Annotated in this window: 15 protein-coding genes and 1 pseudogene; 13 read left to right on the forward strand and 3 right to left on the reverse strand. The window is 69.5% G+C overall.

Translation table 11 applies throughout. The features are described 5' to 3' along the window. The first annotated feature begins 125 nt into the window (after positions 1-125). The 4 genes from HD557_RS05735 (at position 126) to HD557_RS05750 (ending at position 3,841) form a co-directional block, all read left to right on the forward strand. Positions 126-1,313 carry an acetyl-CoA C-acetyltransferase gene (locus HD557_RS05735; protein WP_196873196.1) on the forward strand — a complete coding sequence of 396 codons (1,188 nt, stop codon included), beginning with the start codon at positions 126-128 and terminating at the stop codon, positions 1,311-1,313. A 12-nt stretch (positions 1,314-1,325) separates the two neighbouring features. Continuing rightward, on the forward strand, positions 1,326-2,270 hold the full coding sequence (gene meaB / locus HD557_RS05740; RefSeq protein WP_196873197.1) for a methylmalonyl Co-A mutase-associated GTPase MeaB: 945 nt from the start codon (positions 1,326-1,328) through the stop codon (positions 2,268-2,270). Between the two features lie 87 nt (positions 2,271-2,357). Next, entirely contained in the window at positions 2,358-2,864 is a 507-nt protein-coding gene (locus HD557_RS05745; RefSeq protein ID WP_008362196.1) for a PH domain-containing protein, read from the forward strand. A gap of 23 nt (positions 2,865-2,887) precedes the next feature. Next, positions 2,888-3,841, forward strand: a complete 954-nt coding sequence (locus HD557_RS05750) for a co-chaperone YbbN (protein ID WP_196873198.1) — start codon at positions 2,888-2,890, stop codon at positions 3,839-3,841. Here HD557_RS05750 and HD557_RS05755 read toward each other — a convergent pair. Continuing rightward, on the reverse strand, positions 3,814-4,740 hold the full coding sequence (locus HD557_RS05755; RefSeq protein WP_196873199.1) for a LysR family transcriptional regulator: 927 nt from the start codon (positions 4,738-4,740) through the stop codon (positions 3,814-3,816). The genes HD557_RS05750 and HD557_RS05755 overlap by 28 nt on opposite strands. 46 nt (positions 4,741-4,786) lie before the next feature. Between HD557_RS05755 and HD557_RS05760 the strand changes: the two are divergent. Further along, positions 4,787-5,650, forward strand: a pseudogene (locus tag HD557_RS05760) (EamA family transporter); the annotation flags it as partial. Positions 5,651-5,674: 24 nt separating this feature from the next. On the opposite strand, the gene HD557_RS28910 reads toward HD557_RS05760, so the two are convergent. After that, a complete protein-coding gene (locus HD557_RS28910; RefSeq protein ID WP_196873200.1) occupies positions 5,675-6,418 on the reverse strand; it encodes an NUDIX domain-containing protein in 744 nt (247 codons plus the stop codon). A 150-nt stretch (positions 6,419-6,568) separates the two neighbouring features. Between HD557_RS28910 and HD557_RS05770 the strand changes: the two genes are divergently transcribed. The 3 genes from HD557_RS05770 (at position 6,569) to HD557_RS05780 (ending at position 10,337) form a co-directional block, all read left to right on the forward strand. Beyond that, the gene (locus HD557_RS05770) at positions 6,569-7,450 is read left to right on the forward strand and encodes an RNA polymerase sigma-70 factor (RefSeq protein ID WP_008362203.1); all 882 of its coding nucleotides are present in this window, start codon (positions 6,569-6,571) and stop codon (positions 7,448-7,450) included. 28 nt (positions 7,451-7,478) lie between these two features. Continuing rightward, a complete protein-coding gene (locus tag HD557_RS05775; protein WP_196873201.1) occupies positions 7,479-8,633 on the forward strand; it encodes an MFS transporter in 1,155 nt (384 codons plus the stop codon). A gap of 441 nt (positions 8,634-9,074) precedes the next feature. Then, on the forward strand, positions 9,075-10,337 hold the full coding sequence (locus tag HD557_RS05780) for an HNH endonuclease signature motif containing protein (protein WP_196873202.1): 1,263 nt from the start codon (positions 9,075-9,077) through the stop codon (positions 10,335-10,337). Between the two features lie 608 nt (positions 10,338-10,945). On the opposite strand, the gene HD557_RS05785 is transcribed toward HD557_RS05780, so the two are convergent. Beyond that, positions 10,946-14,365, reverse strand: a complete 3,420-nt coding sequence (locus HD557_RS05785; protein WP_196873203.1) for a M36 family metallopeptidase — start codon at positions 14,363-14,365, stop codon at positions 10,946-10,948. A 140-nt stretch (positions 14,366-14,505) separates the two neighbouring features. Here HD557_RS05785 and HD557_RS05790 point away from each other — a divergent pair, with 140 nt between their 5' ends. The 5 genes from HD557_RS05790 to HD557_RS05810 all read left to right on the forward strand — a co-directional run bounded on the left by HD557_RS05790 (position 14,506) and on the right by HD557_RS05810 (position 18,921). Next, entirely contained in the window at positions 14,506-15,285 is a 780-nt protein-coding gene (locus tag HD557_RS05790; protein WP_196873204.1) for an enoyl-CoA hydratase/isomerase family protein, read from the forward strand. A 5-nt stretch (positions 15,286-15,290) separates the two neighbouring features. Next, the gene (locus HD557_RS05795) at positions 15,291-15,626 is read left to right on the forward strand and encodes a hypothetical protein (RefSeq protein ID WP_008362211.1); all 336 of its coding nucleotides are present in this window, start codon (positions 15,291-15,293) and stop codon (positions 15,624-15,626) included. A 111-nt stretch (positions 15,627-15,737) separates the two neighbouring features. Further along, entirely contained in the window at positions 15,738-16,529 is a 792-nt protein-coding gene (locus tag HD557_RS05800; RefSeq protein ID WP_196873205.1) for an electron transfer flavoprotein subunit beta/FixA family protein, read from the forward strand. A gap of 23 nt (positions 16,530-16,552) precedes the next feature. Beyond that, on the forward strand, positions 16,553-17,506 hold the full coding sequence (locus tag HD557_RS05805; protein WP_008362213.1) for an electron transfer flavoprotein subunit alpha/FixB family protein: 954 nt from the start codon (positions 16,553-16,555) through the stop codon (positions 17,504-17,506). Between the two features lie 212 nt (positions 17,507-17,718). After that, on the forward strand, positions 17,719-18,921 hold the full coding sequence (locus HD557_RS05810) for a phospholipase D-like domain-containing protein (protein WP_196873206.1): 1,203 nt from the start codon (positions 17,719-17,721) through the stop codon (positions 18,919-18,921). Positions 18,922-18,935 lie beyond the last annotated feature (14 nt).

An 18,935-nucleotide genomic window follows, 5' to 3' on the forward strand; every position in this document is an offset into this window, starting at 1 on the left:
TCGGGCCTAAGAGGCACAATGTGTGATGACAGCCACACCCAGCTGCTGTCATCTCTCTTCCCACTGAGGTTACTAATAAGTAACCTCAGTGGCAGATCAGCACCACCAACATCCTTGGAGGACCCATGTCCAACGTCATCGTCGCCGGGGCGCGTACGCCGATCGGCCGCCTGCTCGGCGGGCTCAAGAGCCTGTCCGCGGCCGATCTGGGCGGCGTCGCCATCAAGGGCGCCCTGGAGAAGGCAGGCGTCTCGCCGGAGCAGGTCGACTACCTGATCATGGGTCAGGTCATCCAGGCCGGCGCAGGTCAGAACCCGGCTCGCGCGGCCGGCATCGCCGGCGGGCTGCCGATGAACATCCCGTCGATCACCATCAACAAGGTGTGCCTCTCCGGCCTCAACACCATCGCCATGGCCGACCAGATGATCCGCGCCGGCGAGGCCGAGATCATCGTCGCGGGCGGCATGGAGTCGATGACCAACGCGCCGCACCTGCTTCCGAAGTCCCGCGAGGGCTTCAAGTACGGCGACACCACCCTGGTGGACTCGATGGCCTACGACGCGCTCTACGACCAGCTCACCCAGCAGGCGATGGGCGGGCTCACCGAGCAGGTCAACGCCGAGGGCGTGAAGCTCACCCGCGAGGAGCAGGACGCCTTCGCCGCCACGTCGCACCAGCGCGCCGCCGCGGCCCAGAAGAACGGCGTCTTCGACGACGAGATCGTCCCGGTCTCGATCCCGCAGCGCAAGGGCGAGCCGATCGTCGTCAGCGCCGACGAGGGCGTACGCGGCGACACCACTGCCGAGTCGCTGGCCAAGCTCCGCCCGGCGTTCTCCAAGGAGGGCACCATCACCGCCGGCTCCGCCTCGCAGATCTCCGACGGTGCCGCTGCCGTCGTGGTGATGAGCAAGGAGAAGGCCGAGGAGCTCGGTCTGGAGTGGCTCGCCGAGATCGGTGCCCACGGCATGGTCGCCGGCCCCGACTCCTCGCTGCAGCTGCAGCCGGCCAACGCCACGGCCAAGGCCCTCGAGAAGGAGGGCATCACCGCCGCCGACCTCGACCTGGTCGAGTTCAACGAGGCGTTCGCGGCCGTCGGCATCGAGTCCACCAAGAAGCTCGGTCTCGACCCGGAGATCGTCAACGTCAACGGCGGCGCGATCGCGCTCGGCCACCCCGTCGGCATGTCCGGCACGCGCGTCGTGCTCCACCTGGCGCACGAGCTCAAGCGTCGCGGTGGCGGCACCGGTGCGGCCGCGCTGTGCGGTGGTGGCGGTCAGGGTGACGCACTGATCGTGCGTGTGCCCAAGGCGTGAGCCATCGCTGAAGTGAGCGACCTGGTCGCGCGCGCCCGGGGCGGTGAGCCCCGGGCGGTCGCGCGGCTGGTGTCGTACGTAGAGAACGCCCCCGTCGGCGGGGGAGAGCGCCTCCGCGAGGTGATGGCCGCGCTCGCGCCGCACGGTGGGAACGCCCAGATCGTGGGGCTCACCGGTGCCCCGGGCGTCGGGAAGTCGACGACCACCTCAGCGCTGGTCCGCGAGCTGCGCTCCGCCGGGCGGACCGTGGCCGTGCTGGCGGTCGACCCGTCGTCCCCGTTCTCGGGTGGTGCGCTGCTCGGTGACCGGATCCGGATGACCGACCACGCCACCGACCCGGGTGTCTTCATCCGGTCGATGGCCTCCCGGGGCCATCTCGGCGGTCTGGCCTGGTCGGCGCCGCAGGCGATCCGGGTGCTGGACGCCGCCGGTTTCGACGTGGTGCTGGTCGAGACCGTCGGTGTGGGCCAGTCGGAGGTGGAGATCGCCGGCCTCGCCGACACCACCGTGGTCCTGCTCGCGCCCGGGATGGGCGACGGCATCCAGGCGGCGAAGGCCGGGATCCTGGAGATCGGCGACCTCTACGTCGTCAACAAGGCCGACCGGGAGGGGGCGACCAAGGTGCAGCGCGACCTGCGCGGGATGCTCCGCCTGGCCGACCGCCCGACGGAGGCCTGGACCCCGCCGGTCCTCACCGCCGTCGCCCAGTCCGGCAAGGGCCTGGCCGAGGTGGTCGCCGCGCTCGACGAGCACCGGGCCTGGCTCGAGTCCAGCGGCACGCTGGGGCTGCGGCGTACGCGACGGGCCAGGGCCGAGATCGAGGCCATCGCCGTCGAGACGCTGCGGGCCAGGTGGACGACGGTGGGGTCGTCGAGCGACCTGGACGCCCTTGCGGAGAAGGTGGTCACGGGGGAGAAGGACCCCTACGCCGCCGCCGACACGCTCCTCGCCGAGTAGCCGGTCGCCGGCCTTTCCGCAGGAGTTGTCCCGGCGTACGGCTTGTTCTGTCGACTCTCGCTTCGCGGAGTCACTATCGTTGCCGGTGTGAACCTCTTCGGTGTCGACATCTCCAAGCACCTTCTGCGAGACGAAGGTGAGGTCGTCGTCGACGAGGTCACCCATCACTGGGTGTCCTACATCAGGCCGGTGGCGGAGGCGATCCTCGGTCTGGCGCTGATGATCGTCGCCGCGACGATCGACATGAACGTCGCCTGGATCATCGTGCTGCTCGCGTTCGCGCTGGTCGGGCACGCGTTCTGGCGGTCGCTGGTGGTCAGCCGGGACCGGTTCGTGGTCACCAACATGCGCATCTTCCGTGTCCACGGCGTGCTCTCGAGTGAGCTGGCGACCATGCCGCTGGCCCGAGTCCTCGACATCACCGTGAAGCAGTCGTTCACCGGCCAGATCTTCAACTACGGCCACTTCGTCTTCGAGTCGGCCGCCCAGGAGCAGGGCCTCAACAACATCTACTTCGTCGGACGGCCGAACGAGCGTGACCTGACCATCCAGCGCGTCGTCCAGCGTGCGGGCCTCCGTGGCAGCGTCGGTTAGACCGTCCTCATAGGATTGGCGACATGACGCAGCAGCCGTTCTCCCGTCCCGGAGCCGTCGACCTCTCCGGGCTCGCCAGCACCCCCGCACAGGACGCCCCCTTCGGCGGTCCGGCCGATGCGGCTCCCGCCCAGGGGCGGAGCGCCGGCTCCTACACCGTCGAGGTCGACGAGCAGATCTTCCAGTCGGTGCTCGAGGCGTCGATGACCGCCCCGGTCGTCCTGGTCTTCTACTCCGCCTCCCGCGCTCCTGAGAGCGTCACCTACGCGCGCGACGTCTCGACGGTCGTGGAGCAGTACGACGGCCGGTTCCTGGTCGGCTTGGTCGACATCGACAAGAACCCGCAGATCGCGCAGGCGCTGCAGGTGCCCCAGGTGCCGCTCCTCTACATCCTGCTCGACGGCCGGCCGGTCACCCAGCCGATCCCGGGCGCGCTCAACCTCGAGGAGCTGCGTACGGTCTTCCAGCAGCTCGGGCAGCAGCTCACCACCCAGGGCATCGGCGGGCGGCACAAGCCCAACGCCATCGGCGGTGGCGCGACCGAGGAGGGCGCCGAGCCGGCGCTCGACCCGCGCTACGCACCGGCCCAGGACGCGCTGGAGCGCGGTGACATCGACGCGGCCGTGGCCGAGTACGAGAAGCTGATCGCCTCCAACCCCGCCGACTCCGAGGCCGCCGCCGGGCTGGCGATGGCCAAGGTCCTGCAGCGTACGCAGGGGGTCGACCTCAACGCCGCCCGTGCCGCCGCCGCGGCCGCGCCCGAGGACGTCGACGCGCAGACCCTCGTCGCCGACCTGGACCTGCTCGGTGGCCACGTGGAGGACTCCTTCCTCCGGCTGGTCGAGCTGGTGCGGCGTACGTCGGGGGACGAGCGCAACAAGGCGCGCGAGCACCTGCTGGGGCTCTTCGCGGCGGTCGGCAACGACGACGAGCGCGTGCTCAAGGGTCGTCAGTCGCTGGCCTCTGCGCTGTTCTGATCCGCGCTGTTCTGAGCGGCTAGGGCCGCGAGCACGGCGGTGACCGCCGGTGAGGCGGTCATCGTGCGCCGGTGCAGCGCGAGGATCTCACGGGTGGGGACCGGGTCGACGACGCGTACGGCGACCAGGTCCTCACCCAGCGCCGCCCGCCCCAGGCGCGGGACGAGCGCGATCCCGAGGCCTGCCCGCACCAGCGCCAGGTGGCTGTCGAACTCCATGGAGACGTGCGCGATCCGCGGCAGCCGGCCGGTGCCGGCGTACATCCGGTTCAGCCACTGCCGGCAGATCGTGCCCTCAGGTGTCGCGATCCAGTCCTCGGCGACCAGGTCGTGCGGGGTCACCTTGGCGAGCTGGGCCAGCGGGTGGTCGCGATGGGCGATCACGTCGGCGACGTCGCGGAGGAGCTCGGTGGTGACGAGGTGGTCGGGGATGGAGAGCGGCACGTCGCCCCAGGAGTGCACCACGCCGATCTCGCTGTGACCGGTCGCCACCAGGTCGACGGTGTCCCACGGCTCCCGCTCGGAGAGGGTGAGCAGGAGGTCTGGATGGGCGGTGCGGAGCTCGCCGGCGACCGGCGCGATCAGCCCGCGCATCGCGGTGGAGAAGGCGGTCAGCCGCAGCCGCCCGGCGACGGTCGTGGCCTGCTCGTGCAGCCCGGACTCCAGCGACTCCATGTCGGCGAGCAGCCGTGAGCCCTCGTCGACCAGGTGCCGCCCGGCATGGGTGAGCATGACGCCGCGCCCGATCCGCTCCAGGAGCGGTACGCCGACCTGCCGCTCGAGCCGCTTGACCTGCTGCGAGACCGCGCTCGGTGTGAAACCCAGGGCGTCGGCGGCCGCCACCACCGAACCATGGGTGTCGACGGCACGGAGAGCGACGAGCGCGGACAGATCGATCATGAAGCGATGCTACGTCATCCGATGAAGAATCATTCGCTGGTGCTTCATGATCTTTGCCTTCATCCTGGTGGATGTGACTCGCCGTGACTCGCTGCTCGCCGTCCTCGTCGCCGTCCTGTGGGGCTTCAACTTCGTCGTCATCGACTGGGGCCTCGAGACGCGTGACGGGCACCCGGTGCCGCCGCTGCTGCTGCTCGCCGTGCGCTTCGTGCTGGTCGCCTTCCCGGCCGTCTTCCTGCTGCCTCGCCCGAAGGCGTCGTGGAAGGTGGTCGCGGCGGTCGGGGCCTTCATGAGCCTGGGCCAGTTCGGCCTGCTCTACACCAGCATGGCCGCGGGGATGCCGCCCGGCCTGGCGGGGCTCGTGCTCCAGGCGCAGGTCGTGCTCACCATCGTCATCGCGGCCGGCGTGCTGCGTGAGCGGCCGACGCTGATGCAGGTGGTCGGCGTCGTCGCCGGTGCGCTCGGCCTGGTCGTGGTGGCGCTGGGACGCGGTGGCCACGTGCCGGTCGTGGCGTTGGTGCTGTGCCTGCTCGCGGCGCTGTCGTGGGCGATCGGCAACGTGATCTCCCGTGCGGCCAAGGTGCCCGGCGGCCTCTCGCTGACGGTCTGGTCGGCGCTGGTCGTGCCGCTCCCGCTGCTCGCGCTCTCCTTCGTGATCGACGGACCCGAGGGGGTCCGCGACGGGGTGGCCGCCTTCGGCTGGGAGGCGCTCGTCTCCACGGCCTACACCGTGGTGCTCGCCTCGTTCGTCGGCTACGGCATCTTCAACTCGTTGCTCGCGCGGCACCCGGCCTCCTCGGTGGTGCCGTGGATCCTGCTGGTGCCTCCGGTGGCCATCGGGTCCGCATGGCTGCTGCTCGGCGAGGTGCCGAGCGCCGGCGAGCTCGCCGGTGGTGCCCTGCTGGTGCTCGGTGCGCTCGTCGCGCAGGGAGTGCTACGCGCGCCCCGACTCGGTGTAACCCGGGCCGCCCCGCAGCGCGGCCAGAGCGGCCTCGACCCGGCGGGCGGTGAAGTCGGCGGCCCGCTCGCGGACCTCGTCGAGGGTGCAGAACGCCACTGAGCGGATCTCGCGGGGCTGGAGGGTGGTCTGCTCGAGGACCGAGGAGGGGTGGACGCCCCCGTCGAAGACCAGGCAGACGGCGTCGTCCCAGCCGCCCCACGGCGGCAGCCAGTCGGTGAGCAGCAGGTCGCCGGCGGGGAGGACGAGGGCGAGCTCCTCCTCGATCTCGCGGGTGGTCGCCAGCTTGGGCGACTCGCCCACCTCCACGATGCCGCCGGGCAGGTCCCAGTCCTTCTTGTAGGTCAGCTGGCACATCAGCACGCGGTCCTCGGGGTCCCGCACCAGCATCTGGCCGATCGCGCGCTTGCGCGGGAGGAAAGAGTTGAGCAGGGCCCGGAAGCCCTCGGGGGCCTCGACCGGAGCGTCGCTCGCCACCCGGGCGTAGAGCATCCGGTCCTTGCCGCCCGTCACGCCTCGGAGCAGGCCCTCGCGGTGGAGCCCCGCCCAGGTCGCGGTGCGTTGCTCGACGGTGTCGTCCGGGTCGACCAGCGCCTCCACCCGATGGTGGGTGAGCAGCGCGGCGGCCACCTCGCGGCGTACGACATCGACGGCCTCGCCCGCTGCCCACTCGATCCGGGCAACACCCTCCGCCACCGTTGTCGTCTCTGGCTCGCTCACGCCCCAACCCTAGTGTCACAACCTGATGGTTGTCGGTGTCTGGATGGTGACGAGACGCACGAGACGACACAGGAGGGCGACGATGCCCAGTATGTTCACGATCATCCCGCCGGCCTTCGCGCCGGTCGAGCCGCCGGTAAGGTCGCGGGCATGAGCGATGATGCCGCGACGGAGGTCTTCGTCGCCCACCGCAACCTGCTCTTCACCGTCGCCTACGAGATGCTCGGCTCGGCCGCCGACGCCGAGGATGTCCTCCAGGAGACCTGGCTGCGCTGGGCCGACGTGCCGCTGGAGGAGGTGCGCGACCAGCGCGCCTATCTGGTGCGGATCACGACCCGGCTCGCGCTCAACCGCATCCGGACGCTGTCGCGCCGCAAGGAGACGTACGTCGGTCCGTGGCTGCCCGAGCCGCTGCTCACCGCGCCGGACGTCGCCGAGGACGCCGAGCTGGCCGACTCGCTCTCGACCGCGGTGCTGCTGGTGCTGGAGACGCTCTCGCCGACCGAGCGGGCCGTGTTCGTGCTGCGCGAGGTCTTCGCGCTGGGCTATGACGAGATCGCCGCGGCGGTCGACAAGTCGCCGGCCGCGGTGCGCCAGATCGCCCATCGCGCCCGTGACCACGTCGCCGAGCGCCGGCCGCGCGAGTCGGTCTCGTCGGCCGAGGCACGTCACGCCCTGGAACGGTTCCGCGACGCCGCGACCGGCGGCGACCTGCAGTCGCTGCTCGACGTGCTGGCGCCCGATGTCGTGCTCTTCTCCGACGGTGGCGGCGTGGTCCAGGCGGCCCGCAAGCCGATCCACGGCGCCGAGAAGGTGCTGCGGTTCTTCGCGGGGCTGGCGACGAAGTACGGCGTCCCCCGGTTCGAGATGGCCAGCGTCAACAGCGCCCCCGGGATGCTGCTCTACTTCGGCGACGAGGTCGACGGCGTGGTCACGCTGCACGTCGAGGACGGTCTGGTGACCGGTCTCTACTACGTACGCAACCCGTCCAAGCTCAGCGGTGTCCTCGAGCAGGTTCATCTGGAACGCTGACGGGGTGGGGAGTCGGTCGCTTCGCGGGGTGCTGGTCACGCTCTGCGTGACCGTCACGGCGGCGTACGGCGTCCTCTACTACGCCTTCACCGTGCTGCAGCCGCGGATCGTCGACGACACCGGGTGGTCGGCGGCCGCGATCACCACCGCCTTCTCCGCGGGCACGCTCGTGGGGGCGGTCGCGGGCATCCCCGTCGGGCGGGTCATCCAGCGCTTCGGGCCTCGGTGGGTGATGGCGGGCGCCAGCCTGCTGGGCACGCTGGCGCTGCTCGTGGTCGCCGCCGCGCCCTCGTACTGGATCTTCGCGCTCGGCTGGCTGGTGGTCGGGCTCTCGTCGGCGGGGACCTTCTACCCGCCGGCGTTCGCGGCGCTGACGCACTGGTTCGGTACGCGGCGCGTGGATGCGATCACGACGCTCACCCTCGCCGGTGGGTTCGCCTCGACGATCTTCGCGCCGCTCACCGAAGCGCTGGCGGCGCGGGTGGAGTGGCGCTGGACATACGTCATCTTGGCCGGCGCCTTCGTCGTGCTGACGTTCGTGCCGAGCGTCGTGGTGCTCGACCTGGCCTGGGAGCCGGCCGCTCCGGACGAGGACGGTCGGCCGGTGCGGGACCGCGACGTGCTGCGGAGCCGCCGGTTCGTGCTGCTCACGCTCGCGGGCACGCTGGTCACGATGGTCGTGTTCGCCTCGATCGTGCACCTGGTGCCGTTCCTCGTCGAGCACGGGCTGAGCCCGGCCACGGCCGCCTGGGCGCTCGGGCTCAGCGGCGCCGGCCAGGTCGCCGGGCGTGCGTTCTACCCGCTGCTGGCCCGGCGCTTCGGCGTCCGCGCCCGGATGACCGGGGGAGTGCTGTGGTTCGCCGCCTCGGTCGCGCTGCTGCCGCTGCTGCCCGCGGTCGGCTGGGTGATGATCGTCGTCGCGGTGCTCACCGGGACCGCCCGCGGGCTGTACACGCTCATCGCGGCGACCGTCGTCAGCGACGTATGGGGACCCGAGAGGTACGCCGCGCTCAACGGGGTCTACTCCGCCCCTGCCGGGGTTGCGGGTGCGCTGGCTCCGGCGATGGGTGCTGCGCTCGCTGCTGTGATGGGCGGGTACGACGCGCTCTACTGGGTGCTTGCCGGGACTGTGTTGGTCGCGGGGTTGCTTGCTGGGATCGCCTTGTCGCTTGACCGGCGGTGACGGCTCGGGGTCGTCTGGTCGAGACCCGCATCCTCCGGTGGTCGAGCTTGTCGAGACCCCTTGTCGCGGACTGGTTCTTCGGGGTCGGTCTGGGCCGCCGACCCGTTCTCGAGGGTCTTCTCGACGGGCCCCGGAGTAAAGGACGGCCTTCGGCCGCCGGCTTCGCCGGCCGCTTCGCGGTCCTTGACACCGGGGCCCGTCGAGAAAAGATCTGGCTGGCTATCGGGGCGGCGGCCCGGGTGTGGCGCAGCGAGATTCTTACTGGTTTCGGCGGTGTTGGCGCGGTGGAATCGTGGCCCTTCGGGCCACTTATCATCCACAGGAACGATCTCGTTCGCTCACCGCAAAAAACGCAGTTGAACTGGGAAAATAGGTGGCTCTACTTGGCCCGGAGGAGTAGAATCAGGCCAATCACAGCACGCCTCTGAAGGGAGGGAAGCGATGAGTCTCGGCCACGGGATCAACCCCTGGGGCACCAACCCCGGCGATGCGATCGACACCGCGCTGAGCGCCATCGAAACCTCCCTCCACGACCTGCTGTCCGGCGATCCTGTGTATTGGCGGACTAGTCAGAAGAAGGACGTCCTCGAGCGGTTGGAGAGACTTCAGGCCCAGCAGGCTGCGTTGAAGTTGCGCGTGCTCGCTGCTGCCGGCGATATCGCCGAGGAGACCGGTGCCAAGGACGCCTCCGGGTGGCTGCGGACCGAGCTGCTGGTCGACCAGGCCGTCGCCCGTTCCCAGATCAAACTCGCCGCCAGTGTCGCGAAGTACGACGTCGTGGCCGCTGGTCTGGCGGAGGGGGTCGTGTCCCAGGACAAGGCCCGGGTGATCACGAAGGCCCTCGACGCGATCGAGGCCGACCCGGCAGCCAGCGTCGAGGACCTGATCTTGGCCGAGAAGCTGCTGGTCGACTACGCCACCCGGCTGACCGCGAACGAACTCAAGATCGTCGGGAAACGCATCCTCGCCGAGATCGACCCCGACCGGTTCGAGCAAGCCGAAGCCAAAGCACTGTTGGCGGAGGAAGAGCATGCGCAGCGGCGCACGTTCTTCCATGCCCGTGACAACGGTGACGGGACCGTCGACATTCAGGCGCGGGTCTCCCGAGCCGTCGGAGCGAGACTCCGCACGATCCTGGACTCCCTGGCGCAACCGAGAAAGCTCTCGGCCGAGAACCGTGGCCGCAAGGCTCCCTATGACCGGTTGCTGGGTCAGGCGTTCGCCCGGGTGATCGAGACCTACGACGTCGACCAGCTCCCTCGCCACGGTGGCCACGGCACCACGGTGTTCATCACGATGAGCGTGGAGGACCTCCGCAACGACCTCGGCACCGCTGCGTTGGGGTTCGACGGAGACAAGATCGCCGCCGCCGAAGCCCGCCGGATGGCCTGCAACGCCGACCTCGTCCCGGTCGTCCTCGGAACCAACTCCGAGATCCTCGACTTCGGTAGGACGGCGCGGTTGGCGCATCCGATCCAACACCGGGCACTACGGTTACGCGATAAGTGTTGTCAGGCCGAGGACTGCGATGCACCGGCGGCGTGGACCGAGGCGCATCATCTGAAACCGTGGTCTGAGGGCGGCCGCACCGACCTCGAAAACATGGTCTTGTTGTGCGCGAGTGACCATAGGCGCATTCATGATCCGAACTACGGCTATGAGCGTCTCCCGGATGGTCGGATCCGGTTCATCCGGCGTACCTGAGGCCGCGTTCCCCACTGGGGTGGAGTGTTCCCCATCGTGGGGGTGGTTCCCCATGCTCCGGAGCGTGGGGAACCACCTCAGGTGTGGGGATGTGTCCCCAGCGGTGGCGAAACGACGAGGGGACGCTCGTGAGCCCGTCCCAGGCCACGTTCATGGCCGTTGGGCGAGAGCATGTCTTCGCAGGAGCGGCCCGTCAGGTTCCAGGTCCGCGCCGATGGCCTTGCGCGAGACCAGTCCTCTTGGGAGCGTCCGGCCGGGTTCGAAGTCCGCGCCCATGCCCTTGCGCGAGACCAGTCCTCCCGAAACCGGCCGCCCGGTCCCCAAGCCCGCGGCCAAACCCGAACTTTGCTGCGCCAAACTGCCGCCGCCGACCCGATAGCCAGCCAAATCTTCTCGGCGGAGCCCGGTGTCCAGGATCGCCGCAGGCGACCGGCGAAGCCGGCGGCCGAAGGCCGTCCTTGACTCCGGGGTTCGTCGAGAACACCCTCCGTAACGGGTCGGCGGCCACCAGCCTTCGAGTCGAGATCAAACGAAGTGCCGCACGAAATCACGAAACCCGAAAGACGCCTCGGTGCCCCACCCCGCAGGACACCGAGACGCCTACGGACTCACTGACCGAAGATCTGAAGCTCAGCAGCGTGGACGATCGTCCCGCGGTCGGAGCCGGTCTTGCAGTCGGTCGTGGTGGTGGGGTCGGCGTCCTGCTCACCGGCGTACCCGTCGAAGCCCGTGCACTGGTTCTCCAGCGCCACCAGACGTACCGCGGCGGCGGTGGTGTCGGGGACGTCGAAGGTGCGCAGGTTCAGGTTGGGTGCGACCGGCCTCGGGCGCTTTCCGGGGAAGGCGTCGTCGGCCGAGGTGTAGAAGCGCTTCCAGACCGCGCCGGAGGTGGTGCACGCGGAGACGCACGCCTCCAGCGCGAACTTCCGCAGAGCGGTGAAGCGCGACCCCGAGTCCGCGTCCGTGTCGGTGGCGGGGGAGAGGTAGGCGCTCACGTTCACCTTGGTCACCGTGTGGGTTCCGCCCGCCAGGTCGACGGCGACGGACGGCGTGGTCGTGTCCACGTTGTCCGCGGTGACGCCGCCCCAGTTGGTGCCCTCGGTGCCGTCGATCAACGCGTCCGGGTTGCGCGAGCCCTCGGTCGAGGCGATCACCGTCGCGCCCTTGGCAGCCGCGGCGAGGTTGGTGCTCGCTGCGAAGGAGACGGTCTTGGTGATCTCCGAGGAGGAGATCGTGACCGTCTTGCGCTGAGCGCCCCCGGTCTTGGTGACGTAGAGGAACTCGTACGTCCCCGGGACGAAGTGCGCCACCGACCCCATCGCGGTGTCGACCAGCGTGTCGGCGATGGGCGTGGCCCGAGCCTCGAAACGGCCGACGTACACCTTCCCCGGCGTGCCGGAGGGCGCGCTGAAGGTGACCTTGACGTTGCGCGAGGCCGGTGAGGCGAAGCTCGGGGTCGGCTCGTGGTCGTCGGCGGTCGTGGTGGCGTACTGGCCCATGCCGCGTCGTGCGAACGCGTCCGCGATCACCTGGCGGTTGGCACCGCCGAAGCGCATCTGGTCGGCGGCGAGGAAGGCGTCGCGGGCGTCCAGCATCGAGGTCGCGCCCTGCTGGAGCAGGAACGAGTCGAAGACCAGCTGGATCCAGCGGCGGTTGCCGGGGCACTTGTCGGCGGCGAGCGGCGAGGCCGTCGTCGTCCCGACCGAGCAGCGCCGCTGCAGGGCCCTGTCGGCGTAGGGGTAGGTCGCGTTGTACTTGTCGACCAGCGCCTGCCGGACCGACCACATCGTGCCGTTCCAGATCTCGCCGTCGGCGTGGACCTCGGGACCGGTGGAGTCGAACCCGTAGTCGGAGAAGTTGAGCGGGTTCCTGTCGATCGCGAAGTCACGGATGGCGACATCGGTGTTGCCGGTGGCGTAGGACCCGACGGCCCACGGGCTGCCGCCGTTGTAGAGGTCGTGGGCGAACATGTGCTCGGCCGCGGCCAGGTCGCTCCAGGACTCACCCATCGCGCCACCCTGCTCCGAGGTTAGCCCGTCGTCGGGGCCGCCGACCATCCGGTTGGAGATGGCGTGGGTGTACTCGTGGCCCACGATCCCGAAGTCCAGCGAGCCGTCGGTGCAGGGCGCGTAGAAGGCGCCGGCGGCGGGCTGGAAGAGGTACTGGTTGGTGATGCCCGGCACGCCGTCCATCAGGGTGAGCTGGTTGGCGTTGTTGCGGCCGGTCAGGATGCCCGTCTGCTCGATGACCTGCGAGTCGAGCGCGGCGGCCTGCGCGTTGCCGACCTCGGCGTCGAGGCCACGGCCGCCACGGGCGAGGTTGTCGGTCTGCAGGTTGTAGTTCTCCTCGGTGAAGCCGAGGAAGTAGGACCAGTCGTGCATCCGGTTGTGGCTGGCGAACAGATTGCCGACCACGTAGTTGACGTCGTTGCCGCCCGGCACCAGGTTGGTGGGCGCGCACTGCGCGTTGTTCCAGGCATCGGTGAACGTGCCCGAGTAGTCACGCACCGGCGAGACCGGAGCCTGCTCCAGGCCACCCGCGGCCAGCGGGGAGAGCCAGCCCTCGTGGGTGTTGGCGTTGTTGCCGATCGTGGTCAGGCTCGGCACCCCGACGGTCGTGTTGAGCAGCGTGTCCCAGGGGCCGGCGTTGGCCAGGCTCTTCAGCTCGGGCCCGGTGCACTCGGCGACCTTGGTCCAGCACGCGATCACGTCGTTGGTGGGAACCGCGTCGCCGCCGGTCGAGGCGGCGTCGGGCGTGCCGGGGAAGTAGGACCAGCGCGGGTTGCTGCCCGGCAGGTCACCCGACTCCGCGCCGGCGTCGGAGGACGCCACGGTCACCGTGTAGCTGCCGACCAGGAGCGAGTCGTCGAAGGGACAGACCTGGACCGCGTACGTCCCCGGGTCGATCTTCTCGGCGGTGTAGGTCGCCGTCTCGGGGCTGGTGAGCAGGTCACCCTCCACGAGCAGCCGCCCGTCGGGGGCGAAGAGCTTCACGGTGAAGTCGTCGGTCGGCAGCCCGACCGCGACCGCGGCGATCGTGCGGGTCTTGTCGTCGGTGATCTCGAAGGTGTGCTTCGGCCCGCAGGCGCCGAGCGCGGTGCCGGTGAACGGCCCCTCGACGTCGTTCTCGTGGTCGACGTTGTCGTGGCGCCAGAGCACCTCGCCGGTGACCGCCTCGACCAGTGCCGTCTGCCCCAGCAGGGTGGCGGCGGCGGAGTCGACGACGGTGGCCTGGAAGACGGGGCGTACGCCCTCACCGGGGACCGGGAACGCCCGCAGCCGCACGAGCTGGTCGGTCGCCAGGCCCGGCACGGTCAGCTTCGTCCAGTCGGTCAGCTTCGCGGCGGCGTCGGTGACGATCTCTCCGACCTTCGATCCGGTGATCGGACGTCCGGCCGAGGCGGCCGCCTTCAGCCATGCCTCGGTGGGAGTGAGCTCCGCCTTCGCGGGCGTGCCGGTCACCTTCGAGAGCGAGGAGGAGACATAGGTGATGTCACCTCCGGCCACCCCCACGGTGACCAGGCCCTCGGTGGCGGCGGACAGACCGTCGTAGGTCTGCCTGAAGAGCACCGCGTGGCCGCCGCCCCCGGCCAGCTTCTGGTCGCTGACCAGCTCGAGGTCGCCCAGCTGGGCCGCGGTGAGTCCGAAGACCGCCGCGTTGTCGGCGAGGAAGCCCCGGGCCGCGGTGACCGGGTCGGAGGAGCCGGCCGGAGCCAGCACGCCGTCCGCCGTGATCAGCGAGGTAGGCGTCCCGTGGGCGTTCCAGCGGATGTCGACGGCGTCCAGGGCCTGAGCCGCGGACTCCTGGGTGGAGGTGGGAAGCACGCGGTCGCGTACGTCCAGGCCGGAATCGGCCTCGTGACCGAGAAGCCCGCCGGAGCGGGCCACGTCAGCCGTGGTGGTGGCAGTGTCATCAGTAGTGGAGAGCGCGGCACCCGAGACCGGCGTCACCAGCACGAATGCGCCGAGGGCGATGCTCAGCGCGGCACCGAGGCTCACCCTGGCGCGACTGGAACGAATATCGGTCATGTTATTGAAACGGCCCTTTACCAGCCCGGGTTACGCGATACACGCAACGCCTGTACCGCGAACCCGCACACGAGAGGTGGAAGGCACCCGATAGTGTTCCGGACACATGTAACCGCCTTCACAGACAGGGGAGCGCCACGATGGGTGACTTCGTCAACCTCACCGTCGAGGACGGCATCGGCACGATCCGGCTCGACCGGCCGAAGATGAACGCGATCAGCTTCCAGGTGCAGGCGGAGCTGCTCGCGGTCGCGACCGAGGCGGCAGCCGACGACGACGTACGCGCGGTGGTCGTCTACGGAGGCGAGAAGCTCTTCGCCGCCGGCAACGACGTCAAGGAGATGGCCGGCCTCTCCTACTCCGAGATGGCCAAGCGGGTCGCGGGCGTGCAGGCCGCGGTGACCGCGGTCGCGGAGATCCCCAAGCCGGTGGTCGCCGCGGTGACCGGCTACGCGCTGGGTGGTGGTTGCGAGCTGGCCCTCGCCGCCGACTTCCGGATCGCCGCCGACGACGCCACCTTCGGTCAACCGGAGGTGCTGCTCGGCATCATCCCCGGCGCCGGCGGCACCCAGCGGCTGGCACGACTGGTCGGGCCGTCCAAGGCCAAGGACCTGATCTTCTCGGGCCGCTTCGTCAAGGCAGACGAGGCGCTTGCAATCGGCTTGGCCGACCGGCTCGTGCCGGCGGCCTCGGTCTATGAGGAGGCGCTCGCGTGGGCGAGCCAGTTCACGAAGGCGGCCCCGTACGCCCTGGCGGCGGCGAAGACGGCGATCGACAAGGGGCTCGGGGTGGACCTCGCCACCGGGCTAGCCATCGAGCAGCAGCAGTTCGCCGGCGTGTTCGCGACCCAGGACTCCCAGACCGGGATGACATCGTTCCTGGAGAACGGCCCCGGCAAAGCCAACTTCGAAGGGAAGTGAACCCCGTGTCCGACACCAAGACGTCCACCGGCCCCGGCGTGGTCCACACCGTCCGGTCCTACGCCTCCAGGGTGGTCTGGGTGATCGCGCTGATCGCTGCGCTGGCGCTCGCCATCGGAGCTCTGCTGATCGCGCTCAAGGCCAACCAGGACAACTCCCTGGTCGACTTCGTGCTCAACGCCGCCGACACCGCCGATCTCGGCCTCTTCTCGCGGGAGAACGGCATCAAGCAGTTCGGCGGAGAGGACGCGGAGATCAAGAACGCCCTCTTCAACTGGGGCATCGGCGCGCTGGCCTGGCTGATCGTCGGTCGGATCGTGGCTGGTTTCATCAGGCCCTGAGGCCATGTGACATTCTCAACGCGTAGGCACCTGTCATCCCTATGTGACTGACGGGTAACATCGCTGGCGAACTACGACCATTCCAGGAGGGGCCGGCAAGGCCGCACCATCATGAACATTGTTGTGCTTGTGAAGTACGTGCCGGACGCGACCGCGGACCGGCAGTTCGAGGACGACTTCACCGTCGACCGCGTGAACGTCGACGGTCTGCTCTCCGAGCTCGATGAGTACGCGGTTGAGCAGTCGTTGCAGATCAAGGAGAAGCGTGACGGCGAGGAGATCACCGTCACCGCGCTGACCGTTGGTCCCGAGGCGGCCGAGGCGGCTGTGCGCAAGGCGCTGCAGATGGGTGCCGACAAGGGCGTCCACGTCGTCGACGACGCCATCGCCGGCTCCGACTCCATCGCCACCTCGCTGGTGCTCGCCAAGGCGATCGAGAAGCTCGGCCCGGTCGACCTCGTCGTCGGCGGTCTGGCCTCGACCGACGCCGGCATGAGCGTCGTCCCGGCGATGCTGGCCGAGCGTCTCGGCCTGCCGCAGGTCACCCTGGCCTCGGTCGTGGAGACCCAGGGCGACCAGGTCCGCATCAAGCGTGACGGCGACGTGGCCACCGAGGTCATCGGCGGCACGCTGCCGCTGGTCCTCTCGGTCACCGACCAGTCGGGCGAGGCTCGCTACCCGTCGTTCAAGGGCATCATGGCGGCCAAGAAGAAGCCGCTGGAGACGTGGTCGCTGGCCGACCTCGGTGTCGACGCCTCCCAGGTCGGTCTGGCCGCTGCGTACACCGCGGTCGAGGAGACGGCGGCCCGCCCGCCGCGCACCGCCGGTGAGATCGTCACCGACGAGGACGGCTCGGGCGCCAAGGCGCTGGCCGAGTTCCTCGCGTCCAAGAAGTTCATCTGAGGCCGAGAAGGGATATCTGAATCATGGCTGAAGTTCTCGTTCTCATCGACCACGTGGCTGGTCAGGTCAAGAAGCCGACCTACGAGCTGCTCACCCTGGCCGCCAAGCTCGGCGAGCCGTCCGCGGTCTACATCGGTGGCGCCGACGGCGCCGCTGGTGCCGCGGAGGCCGTGAAGGGCTACGGCGCCGAGAAGGTCTACGTCATCGACGACGCCCAGATCAAGGGCTACCTGGTGGCGCCGAAGGCCGAGGCGCTCGCGCAGCTGGCCGGCTCGGCCTCCCCGGCCGCGATCCTGCTGCCGTCCTCCGCGGAGAACAAGGAGGTCGCCGCTCGTCTGGCGATCAAGCTCGACTCCGGTCTGATCACCGACGCCGTCGACCTCGACGAGTCCGGTGTGGCGACCCAGTCCGTCTTCGCCGGCAACTTCACGGTCAAGGGCAAGGTCACCAAGGGCACCCCGATCATCACGGTCAAGCCCAACTCGGCCGCTCCGGTCGAGAAGGCCGGCGCCGCCGCGGTCACCCCGTTCGAGGTGACCATCTCCGACGCCGCCAAGACCGCGCAGATCGTGGCCTCCCAGCCGCGTAAGGCCTCCGGCCGTCCCGAGCTCACCGAGGCCGCGATCGTGGTCTCCGGTGGTCGTGGCACCGGCGGCGACTTCTCCGCCGTCGAGGGTCTCGCCGACGCGCTCGGTGCCGCCGTCGGTGCCTCGCGTGCCGCGGTCGACTCCGGCTGGATGCCGCACACCTTCCAGGTCGGCCAGACCGGTAAGACCGTCTCCCCGCAGCTCTACGTGGCCAACGGGATCTCCGGTGCGATCCAGCACCGTGCCGGTATGCAGACCTCGAAGACCATCGTCGCGGTCAACAAGGACGAGGAGGCACCGATCTTCGAGCTCGTCGACTTCGGTGTGGTGGGTGACCTGCACACCGTCCTCCCGGCCGTCACCGAGGCCGTCAAGGCTGCCAAGGGCTGACGAGGCCTGGGATGTACGTCACAGAACCCGCCTCCGAGCACGGCTCGGAGGCGGGTTTGTCTCTGTTCGGCATCTTGTTCTCGGAATTGTCGTTGCGGCACATACGTCGCTGGGTATAGTCCGGCCGCATGTGGGGGAATGTGCTCAGGTCGAGAACGACCCGGAAGATCTCGATCGCTTCGGCTGTGGCCGGCTGTGTGGCGGCTCTGGTGATGGCGACGATGTCCGTGGTCTCGACATCGGCGACTGCGGCGACCTGGGCGCCGCCGGCGGGGCCGTTCTTCAACAACCCGACCGGTGACTTCGCCCAGCGCAACGCCGTCGTGAGCCGGATCAACAACAGCATCCGCTACGCGCGCGCGGGCTCCTACATCCGGTTCGTCACCTACAACCTCGACCGCGCCGACACCGTCGACCAGCTCATCGCCGCCCACAAGCGTGGTGTGCACGTGCAGATCCTGGTCAACCGGAAGATGTGGAGCAGCGGGGAGCGGAAGCTGGCCGACCGCCTCGGCACCAGGCGCTCCCGGCCGAGCTTCATCTACGGCTGCGCCGGCGCCTGCCGTGGCTACGACACCGGCAACCTGCACATCAAGATCCACTCCTTCACCCAGGTCGGCGACAAGCGCAACATCATCATCAACAGCTCCGGCAACCTCGGTGGCGGAGCGGCCGGCTCGCAGTGGAACGACGCCCAGACGATCTACGCCAACGACGGCCTCTGGAAGACCTGGCTGCGGATGTTCAACGAGCTCAAGGCCGACAGGAAGGCCACCCCGCGCTACGTGTCGTGGTCCGGTGGCGGCACCTCCGTCGGCTTCCAGCGCCAGCACACGGGCACGACCAGCGACGAGGTCTACGCCCGCGGCACCGGTGACCGGGTGATCGACCGGTTGCGGCTGATCGGCTGCAGCGCGCCGAGGGGATACGGCACCAAGGGCAAGACGATCCTGCGGATCCACATGTACGCATGGTACGGCCGCCGCGGCGAGCGCATCGCCGACGAGGTCGTCCGGCTGAAGAAGCGCGGCTGCGTGGTCCGGGTGATCGGCTCGGTCACCAACAACGCGGTCTACCGCAAGCTGAGGGCGGTCGGCATCCCGGCGCGCGACGCCGCCTGGGACTGGGGCCAGAAGAAGTCGACCAGCGGCGACGAGATCGTCTACGGCTCGCGCTGCTACTCCCACTACAAGTGGATGAGCGTCAACGGCCGCTACGCGGACAGGGGCACCCACAGCGTCTGGACCGGCTCGGAGAACTGGTCGCCGCCGTCGTTCAGCAACGACGAGGTCACCTTCCGGTTCACCTCGAAGAGCTACTACGACGCCTACACCGCCCGGTTCAACAAGATGTGGGACAGCCCGCGGGCGACCCACCGGATCTACCTGCAGCCGACGACTCGTCCCTGCGCCTGACCGCGGGGCGCTAA

Origin of the sequence: Nocardioides luteus (assembly GCF_015752315.1) — a bacterium.
In the GTDB taxonomy this organism is placed as follows: domain Bacteria; phylum Actinomycetota; class Actinomycetes; order Propionibacteriales; family Nocardioidaceae; genus Nocardioides.